We start from the raw sequence: 9217 nt of genomic DNA on the forward strand, positions 1-9217 counted from the left end.
GAACTCGTGGAGAGTCCCCCTCATCCCGACCTTCTCCCCGCAAGCGGGGAGAAGGAGAAGAGAAAGCGCTCACCCGTAGACGAACGCCTTGTCCTTGAGGTCGATGGCCGGGAATTCGTCCTTCTCGGCCCAGTAGTCCTGGTTGTGCTGCCACTCCGGCTTGTCGCCGCGCTTCGGCAGCAGGTGCATGCCGCGCATCATGTAGCCGGGATTGAAGTTCTCCGGATCGATCCACGGCAGCAGCGGCATGTTGTGGTCTTCGGGGCGCAGTGCCGGTGTCACCTTGCTCACGCCGGTCGCCTTCATGTGCTTGAGCATGCGGCAGACGAAGTCGGCGACGAGGTCGACGCGCAGGGTCCAGCTGGCGCGGAAATAGCCGAACACCCAGACGAGGTTCGGTACGCCGGTGAACATCATGCCGCGATAGGTCACGGTGTCCTTGAAGTCGAGCGGCTTGCCGTCGATCTCGAAGTCGATGCCGCCATTGGCGGAGAGGTGGAAGCCGGTCGCGGTGATGATGATGTCGGCCTCGAGCTCCTTGCCGGACTTGAGCAGGATGCCCTTCTCGGTGAAGCGGTCGATCTCGTCGGTGACGACCGATGCCTTGCCGCTCTTGATGGCCTGGAACAGGTCGGCATCCGGAACGAAGGCGATGCGCTGCCGCCACGGCCGGTAGCTCGGCGTGAAGTGCGTGGCGATATCGTAGTCCTTGCCGAGAACCGCCTCGACCGCAGCCAGCAGATCCTTCTTAGCGCCCTCGGGATCGGCGAAGGTCCGCTTGGTGAAAGCGTCCTGCTCGAACAGGATCTTGCGCCTGACGATCTCGTGGATCCAATGCTCGTCGACCTGCAGCCTGCGCAGCTCCTCGGCGATCTCGATCGCGTTGCGGCCGGTGCGGAAATAGGTCGGCGACCGCTGCAGCATGGTGACGTGGCCGGCATCATTGGCCATCGCCGGGATCAGGGTTGCGGCGGTGGCGCCGGAACCGATCACGATCACCCGCTTGCCCTTGTAGTCGAGGTCGTCGGGCCAGGTCTGCGGATGCACGATCGTGCCCTTGAACTTCGCCATGTCGGTCCATTCGGGCGTGTAGCCGGCGTCGTGGCGGTAGTAGCCCTGGCACATCCAGAAGAAGTTGGTGGTGAAGCGCAGCCGCTCGCCGGTGTCGATGCGCGTGGCATCGACGGTCCACAGATTGGTCTCGTTCGACCACTTCGCTGCGGTGATGGTGTGGCGATAACGGATGTGGCGGGCGAGATCGTTCTCCTCGATCACCTCGCCCATGTATTTCAGGATCTCTTCGGCACTTGCGATCGGCGCGCTGGTCCACGGCTTGAAGCGATAGCCGAAGGTGTGCAGGTCGCTGTCGGAGCGGATGCCGGGATAGCGATGGGTGGACCAGGTGCCGCCGAAGGTCTTCTGCGTCTCCAGCACCACGAAGCTGGTGCCCGGGGATTGCGTGGTGAGGTGGTAGGCGGCGCCGACGCCGGAGATGCCGGCGCCTGCGATCAGGACGTCGAAATGCTCGGTGGTGACGGGCTCGGCGGCGCGGATCTGGGTCTGGACGTTCATCTTCCCTGGGTCTTCTTGCTTGTTGGTTTGTTCGTTGGGCGCTGGAAGCAAAACGCCGGAGCCATCGCCCCGGCGTCCGCCGATATCGAAACTAGACTTCGCGGCGGCTGAGGAACGCCAGCCGCTCGAACAGATGCACGTCCTGCTCGTTCTTGAGCAGCGCGCCGTGCAGCGGCGGGATCAGCTTGCGCGGGTCGCGCTCCCTCAGCATCTCGGGCGTGATGTCCTCGTTCATCAGCAGCTTGAGCCAGTCGAGCAGCTCGGAGGTCGAGGGCTTCTTCTTCAGGCCCGGCACCTCGCGCACCTCGAAGAAGATCCGCAGCGCCTCTTCGACCAGCCGCTTCTTGATGCCGGGGAAGTGCACGTCGACGATCCGGCCCATCGTGTCGGCATCGGGGAACTTGATGTAGTGGAAGAAGCAGCGGCGCAGGAAGGCGTCCGGCAGCTCCTTCTCGTTGTTCGACGTGATCATCACGATCGGGCGCAGCTTCGCCTTGATGGTCTCGCCGGTCTCGTAGACGTGGAACTCCATGCGGTCGAGTTCGAGCAGCAGGTCGTTCGGGAATTCGATGTCGGCCTTGTCGATCTCGTCGATCAGGAGCACCGGGCGCTTCTCGTGGGTGAAGGCCTCCCACAGCTTGCCGCGCTTGATGTAGTTCTTGATGTCGGAGACGCGGGCGTCGCCGAGTTGGCTGTCGCGCAGCCGCGACACCGCGTCGTATTCGTAGAGGCCCTGCTGCGCCTTGGTGGTCGACTTGATGTGCCAGGTCAAAAGCGGCGCATCGATCGCCTTGGCGACTTCCTCGGCCAGCACGGTCTTGCCGGTGCCGGGCTCGCCCTTCACCAGCAGCGGGCGCTCGAGCACGATGGCGGCGTTGACGGCGACCTTGAGGTCATCGGTGGCGACGTAGTCCTTGGTACCCGTGAATTTCATCTATCTCTTTGCCTTGCTTCGTTCGTTGGCCGGTTCGGCCTCAACATCAAACGACCGCTCTCGCAGCGGTCGTGGGAAATGCAAATTGTTCGATCAGGCCCGCCTGATCAGCGACAGGATCACCAGCACGACCACGGCGCCGATCGTCGCGTTGACGATGTCGCGGATCGTGCCGCTGCCGAGGCTGACGCCGAGTTGCGGCAACAGCCAGCCCGCCACCAGCGCGCCGATGATGCCGACGACGATGTTGCCGATCAGCCCGAAGCCCGCGCCGCGCACGATTTGTCCAGCGAGCCAGCCGGCAATCGCACCGATCACCAGTGCCGCAATGATGCCCATTCAAACGTCCTGCCCAATGTCTTGTCAGGCGCAATTGTAATTGAAAAAGCCGGGCGGTCTAGGGCGGATTCCGCAGCGCAGCGGTACCCTGAACGGCAATTGGCGCATAGTATGTCAGGCGTACTGTTTCCGCCCTGCGGAATGATCGTCACCAGCGAGCGACGAGGCCAGCACCGTGCGGTCGCGTCCCCTGCGTTTTGCCTCGTAGAGCGCGAGGTCGGCCTGGCCGAGCAATTCGCTCTCGTTCGCGGTTGCAGCCGTTCGGCCGGCGATGCCGAGGCTGATCGAGATCACGCCGCGCCGCGCGGCCGGGTTGGCGATCGCCAGCGATCGCACCGTGAGCCGCATCGCTTCGGCGACCTTCAGCGCGTCCTGCTCCCCGATGCCGGGCAGGATGATCGCGAATTCCTCACCGCCATAGCGCGCCGCCAGCGCGGTCGTGTTGCTGGTGGCGTCGGCGATCACGCGGGCCACGCGCTTCAGGCATTCGTCGCCGGCCTGATGGCCCTGGCTGTCGTTGAAGCCCTTGAAGTGGTCGATATCGAGCATGATCAGGGAGATCAGCTCGCGGTCGCGGAACTCGCGCGGCAGCGCGCTGTCGAAGCTGCGGCGGTTGGCGAGCGCGGTCAGGCCGTCGGTGGTCGCAAGCTCGGACAGGCGGACGTTCAGCGCGTTGAGCTCGTCCTCCATCTTGCGGCGTTCGGTCACGTCGCGCAGCACGCCGACCACTTCGATGGCATGGTGATCTTCGGCGTGCCCGGCAAGCTTGAAATTGATCTCGACCCAGACCTCGCTGCCGTCGGCGCGGAAGGTCCTGAATTCGACTGTTTTGGTGGTGGTCCAATTGGTCAGCTCCGATGTCGCCTTGGCGACGTCGGCGAGGTGATCGGGATGCACGAACTCGAAACAGGATTTGCCGATCAGATCGTCCGGCTTGCGGCCGAGGATGGTCTCGACCGATTGCGATACGAACAGGAAACGGCCGTCGCGGTCGAGCAGGATCACGACATCGGCGATGTTGTCGGCCAGCAGCCGGTAGCGCGCCTCGCGTTCCCTGAGCATCCGCGCGACCTTGGTCCGCTTGGCGAACTCCTTGCCGAGCAGGATGGCGAACAGGATGACGCTTCCCATCAGGACGACGGCAACGAACAGGTCGTTGCGCAGATCCTGATGCCAGGCGGCGAGCACCTGCGCTTCCGGCAGGGCGACGGTGACCACGATCGGATACTGCGACGCGCGCTCGAAGCCGAGAAACTTGACGCGTCCGTCGAACGGCGATGTGGTCTTGGTATAGCCCGCGCGGTCCTGCTGGATCTGCGCCTTGAAGGCCGCGGAAACCTCCTTGCTCCATTTGCCCGCCGGCCAATGCGCCAGAACGATGCCGTCGAGACGGAGCAGGGTAATTCCGGCATGCGGGCCGAATTCGAAGGCCTGGTAGAACTTGTCGAAGAAGCTGCTTTCGATGGTCGCGAACAGCACGCCGCCGAAGCTGCCGTCTTCCCTGGTGACGCGCCGCGACAGCACGATGGTGGGCTGCCCGGTCAGCCGCGACTGCAATGGCTCGCTGATATGCAGCGTCGCGTCCGGCGAGTCGCGATGGCCGATGAAATAGCCGCGATCGGCGTTGTTGTGGGCCGGCAGCTCCGCGGCCGAGGAGTAGATCCGGTTGCCGTCGGGGTCGATGACGCCGATCTCCCTGATCTGCGGCAGCGCATCCGCGGTCTTGCGCAGGGCGGCGTTGAAGCGGTCGACGCGGGGCTTCTGGTATTTCAGCAGGTCGACCATCGCGTTCATCGCCACGTCGATCGCCTGGACCGAATGCGAGGCGTGCTCCGCCAGCGAATGGGTGAGGTTGCGGATGTCGCGTTCGCCCTGCGACAGCGCCGTGGTGCGCGCCTCGACCGCCTTCCAGATCAACAGGCCCAGCACGAATATGCTCATCGCCGTCACCACGGCGGCGACGATCGCCGTCGGCGAGAACAGTTTCGGCAGCTTGGCGGTGCTGTTGGGCAAGTCGATCGGGTCCACTGGCGTCGTGCCGCCTCCAGTGATCAACGCCCCATCTTAACGCCGCGTTTCGGCGCCGGGAGCCGAAGCCGGCCGGGGTGGTTAAGTGAAAGTGAATGGCTGATCCGCCGGAACGGGCGGGGCAGGGGCCCTTGACGGCACCGGCAGGGCGGGCGATTTAAGTAACCATGTTCCTTCAGTTCTTCACATCGCTGCGCGACGCCCAGGTCCCCGTGACGCTACGGGAATATCTGACCTTGATGGAAGCGCTCGACGCCGACCTCGCCGAACAGACGGTCGAGAACTTCTATTATTTGTCGCGCGCCGCCCTGGTGAAGGACGAGCGCAATCTCGACAAGTTCGACCGCGTGTTCGGCACTGTTTTCAAGGGGCTCGAGAGCCTGCTCGACGCCATGGGCAAGGCGGAGATCCCCGAGGAGTGGCTGAAGAAGCTCGCCGAGAAATATCTCACCGAGGAAGAGAAGAAGCAGATCGAGGCCATGGGCTGGGACAAGCTCATGGAGACCCTGAAGAAGCGGCTCGAGGAACAGAAAGGCCGCCACCAGGGCGGCAGCAAGTGGATCGGCACCGCCGGCACCTCGCCGTTCGGCGCCCACGGCTACAATCCCGAGGGCGTGCGGATCGGGCAGGAGAAGAACCGCAACAACCGCGCCGTGAAGGTGTGGGACAAGCGCGAGTTCAAGGATCTCGACGGCAATGTCGAGCTCGGCATCCGCAACATCAAGGTCGCGCTGCGGCGGCTGCGCAAGTTCGCGCGCACCGGCGCGCCCGACGAGCTCGACCTCGACACCACGATCAAGGAGACCGCCAACCACGGCTATCTCGATGTGCATATGCGCCCCGAGCGGCGCAACGCGGTCAAGGTGCTGGTGTTCTTCGATATCGGCGGCTCGATGGATTCGCATATCGAGCAGGTCGAGGAACTGTTCTCGGCCGCCAAGAGCGAATTCAAGCACATGGAATATTTCTACTTCCACAACTGCCTTTATGAAGGCGTATGGAAGCAGAACAAGCGGCGCTTCACCGACCGCACGCCGACCTGGGACGTGCTGCACAAGTACCCGCACGACTACAAGGTGGTGTTCGTCGGCGACGCCTCGATGAGCCCTTACGAGATCATGGTGCCCGGCGGCTCGGTCGAGCACGTCAATGAAGAGGCCGGCTCGGTCTGGCTCGACCGCATCACCCGCACCTATCCGCACGCGGTGTGGCTCAACCCGGTGGCGCAGAAGCACTGGGACTATTCGGAATCGACCACCATCATCCGCCGCCTGTTCTCCGAGCGCATGTATCCGATCACGATCGAGGGCCTGGAGAACGCGATGCGGGAGCTGGTGCGCTAAACGCTACATGCGTCGCGCGCCGACAGGCGCGCCAACAACAACATCCAGGGAGAGCCCCATGCCCCAGAACATCCACCGCGGCATCAAGGTGATGATCGACGAGGCCAATGCCGAGATCGAAACCATCAGCGCGGCCGACGCGATCACGATGATCGGCAAGAACGACGTCGTCATCGTCGACATCCGCGATCCCCGTGAGATCGAGCGCGACGGCAAGATCCCGGGCGCGTTTTCCTGCACCCGCGGCATGCTGGAGTTCTGGATCGATCCGAACAGCCCCTATGCCAAGCCGATCTTCCAGGAAGACAAGAAGTTCATCTTCCACTGCGCCGGCGGCCTGCGCTCGGCGCTCGCCGCCAAGACCGCGAAGGACATGGGCCTGAAGCCGGTCGCGCATATGGGCGGCGGCTTTGCCGCCTGGCGCGAGGCCGGCGGTCCGATCGAGGCGTGGGAGCCGAAGAAGAAGAGCTGACAATCGTATCTCTGTCGTCATTCCGGGGCGCGACGCAGTCGCGAACCTGGAATCCAGAGGTTGCTTCGCGAGCTTCCCCGATGCGCAATTGCGCATCTGAGGCTCACGCTTCGCGCGTCCCCCGGAATGACATGAAGGAATGATGATGACCGCCACCGACGATCCGCTCGTTTCGACCGAATGGCTGGCCGCCCATCTCGGCGATGCCAACGTCAAGCTGCTCGACGCGACCTTCAAGCTGCCCGGCGTGCTGCCGCTGCCGAAGGATGATTACCTTGCCGCGCATCTGCCCGGCGCGGTGTTCTTCGACGTCGATGCGGTGTCCGATCATTCCAATCCGCTGCCGCATATGTTTCCGAGCGCCGAGCAGTTCGGCCGCGACGTCGGCGGGCTCGGCGTCAGCAATGCCGACACCGTCGTGATCTATGATGCCGGCGGCTGGGTCGCCGCACCCCGCGCCTGGTGGATGTTCCTGTCGTATGGTCATCGCAACGTGCGCATCCTCAACGGCGGACTGAAGAAGTGGCGCGCCGAGGGCAGGGCGGTCGAGAGCGGCGAGGTGAAGCCGAAGCCTGCGACGTTCAAGGCGAGCTACGATCCGAAGCGGGTGCGCAGCATCGAGCAGATGATCGCCAATGTCGAAAGCCGCAAGGAGCAGGTGATCGATGCGCGCGCCGCCGATCGCTTCGAGGGCCGCGCGCCGGAGCCGCGGCCGGGCATCCGCGCCGGCCATATCCCGGGCGCGCGCAACGTGCCCTACAACCAATTGTTCGATGCCGCGACCGGCGAGATGAAGCCGCTCGACGATCTGCGCAAGTCGTTCACGGGTGCGGGCGTGAAGCTCGATGCGCCTGTTGTCACGAGCTGCGGCTCGGGCGTTTCGGCCGGCGTGCTGACGCTCGCGCTCTACCGGATCGGCGTCACCGACACTGCGCTCTATGACGGCTCGTGGTCGGAATGGGGGCAAGCGAGCGGCCCGCCGATCGCAACGGGGCCAGCCTGATCAATATCTCCTAGCGTCGCGTCAGCGGCACCGGGATCGGGTTGCCGAACGGATCGAGCTGCTGCTGAACGGCCTGCCGGATCACCGGCCGCGCGCGGACAATCCGCCGCCGCTCCTTGCGATGCGCCGGCTTGCTGGTCGCGCTGCGCTCCGGCTTCTTCGCCTCGGCGGCCTTCGGCGCTGCCGGCGTCTCCACGACAACTTCTGGTCCGCCCAGCGTGGCGATCTTCGTCTCGGCCGCGATGGTCTCGGGTGACGGCGGCGGTGCGGGCTCCGGCACAACCATTGCTGGTACGGGTGCTGCGGGCGCGGGCTCGCCGGTTGCGGCGGGCGGATCAACCACAGCGGCGACCTTGGGGTCGGCAGCCGCCGGTGCCACTTCGGCCGCGGCCGGTGTCGGCTGCGATGCCGGCGACGGATCCGGGGTCGAAGGCTGCGGAACGATCTCGGTGGATTGCACCGCTGCGGGCGTCGCGACGGCTTGAGATTCGGCCATGGGGGAGGCGGCCAGCGGCGCATCATCTGTCTTGACCGCGGCGAGCTTCTCCGGCTCGGCGGCAGGCGGAGCCTCCGCGGCAGCGGCCGGCTCGGACACTGCCGGTTCGGCGGTGGTCGAGGGCGCGGAAACATCCGTCGTCGCCTTGTCCGCAGCGGGCTGATCGACCCGCACCATGGCGAGCACCGGCGGAGCCTCCGGCTGCTGTGCGAATTGCGGTTCGGGCGGCGCGCGGCGGACGGGAATGCTGGCGAATTCCTCATGTGCCGCGCGAAACAGCGCGGCGGCCCCTAATCCGAACACCAGGAGCGATATCGCCAGCACGATCGCGGCGAACAGGAAACGAAGGCCGGGAAGCATGGGCGCGGGTTCCCCCTTCTGCGGGAGGGTCTCTGATGTCGAGGGAACGCGGTGACCACACAAGAAAGCCGGTGTCGCGAACGCGAATCAGGCCGATTCGAAGATATCGCAACCCTCGGAGACTGTTTGTTACAAAATGCGGGTGATTGATGACTTTGGGCACGTGGACAAACAATCCCGACCCATGAGACATCTTTGCCGCAGCGTTGACGGCAAATCACAAATGCCCGAAATAGCCCGGATTTCGCGGATTTGTCTTGAATGCGCCGCTATCTTCCTGCATTGGGCCGTTAACAGTCCGGTGTGGCTTGGGGACTATAATAGAGCAATGATGATCAACCGCATTCTGACGATTTGCGCTGCCACGGCTCTCGGCCTGGCGGGAACCTCGCTTGCGCGTGCGCAGCAGGGTTATCCGGCTCCCCAGGGCCCGGCCTATTCGGCCGCGCCGCAGCCCTACTCGCAGGGCAACATGCCGGATTTCGACGCCATCAACGACGATGACGATGCGCCGCGCAATTCGGCCGCGCTGCCGCCGCCCGGCCCGGTGATGTCGCCGGACGACCCGCGCTATGGCCGCCCGATGAATGCACCCGTCTATTCCGATCGTGGTGCGCCGACTGGTCCCGTGATGTCGCCGGACGATCCGCGCTACGGCCGTCCGATGAAC

Annotated in this window: 8 protein-coding genes and 1 pseudogene; 4 read left to right on the forward strand and 5 right to left on the reverse strand. The window is 64.6% G+C overall.

What is annotated here, in order from left to right; genetic code table 11:
- Positions 1-69: 69 nt before the first annotated feature.
- From ALC15_RS40325 to ALC15_RS40340, 4 genes are all read right to left on the reverse strand, one after another.
- The gene (locus ALC15_RS40325) at positions 70-1572 is read right to left on the reverse strand and encodes a flavin-containing monooxygenase (protein ID WP_050632066.1); all 1503 of its coding nucleotides are present in this window, start codon (positions 1570-1572) and stop codon (positions 70-72) included.
- Positions 1573-1663: 91 nt separating this feature from the next.
- Positions 1664-2506: an AAA family ATPase gene (locus ALC15_RS40330; RefSeq protein WP_024580492.1), complete on the reverse strand. Its 843-nt coding sequence runs from the start codon at positions 2504-2506 to the stop codon at positions 1664-1666.
- A gap of 93 nt (positions 2507-2599) precedes the next feature.
- On the reverse strand, positions 2600-2845 hold the full coding sequence (locus ALC15_RS40335) for a GlsB/YeaQ/YmgE family stress response membrane protein (protein ID WP_050632067.1): 246 nt from the start codon (positions 2843-2845) through the stop codon (positions 2600-2602).
- Positions 2846-2959: 114 nt separating this feature from the next.
- Entirely contained in the window at positions 2960-4858 is a 1899-nt protein-coding gene (locus tag ALC15_RS40340) for a diguanylate cyclase (RefSeq protein ID WP_244486489.1), read from the reverse strand.
- A 182-nt stretch (positions 4859-5040) separates the two neighbouring features.
- On the opposite strand from ALC15_RS40340, the gene ALC15_RS40345 reads away from it, so the two are divergent.
- The 3 genes from ALC15_RS40345 (at position 5041) to sseA (ending at position 7691) form a co-directional block, all read left to right on the forward strand.
- Positions 5041-6216: a vWA domain-containing protein gene (locus ALC15_RS40345; RefSeq protein WP_050632069.1), complete on the forward strand. Its 1176-nt coding sequence runs from the start codon at positions 5041-5043 to the stop codon at positions 6214-6216.
- 58 nt (positions 6217-6274) lie between these two features.
- Positions 6275-6688, forward strand: coding sequence for a rhodanese-like domain-containing protein (locus ALC15_RS40350; protein ID WP_050632070.1), 414 nt, complete (start codon positions 6275-6277; stop codon positions 6686-6688).
- A 145-nt stretch (positions 6689-6833) separates the two neighbouring features.
- Positions 6834-7691, forward strand: coding sequence for a 3-mercaptopyruvate sulfurtransferase (gene sseA / locus ALC15_RS40355; RefSeq protein WP_050632072.1), 858 nt, complete (start codon positions 6834-6836; stop codon positions 7689-7691).
- Positions 7692-7701: 10 nt separating this feature from the next.
- Here sseA and ALC15_RS40360 read toward each other — a convergent pair whose 3' ends face one another.
- Entirely contained in the window at positions 7702-8547 is an 846-nt protein-coding gene (locus ALC15_RS40360; RefSeq protein ID WP_050632071.1) for a hypothetical protein, read from the reverse strand.
- Between the two features lie 328 nt (positions 8548-8875).
- Here ALC15_RS40360 and ALC15_RS40365 point away from each other — a divergent pair.
- Positions 8876-9217 (forward strand): annotated as a pseudogene (locus ALC15_RS40365) (L,D-transpeptidase); the annotation flags it as partial.

It is taken from the genome of Bradyrhizobium viridifuturi (genome assembly GCF_001238275.1).
Lineage (GTDB): Bacteria > Pseudomonadota > Alphaproteobacteria > Rhizobiales > Xanthobacteraceae > Bradyrhizobium > Bradyrhizobium viridifuturi.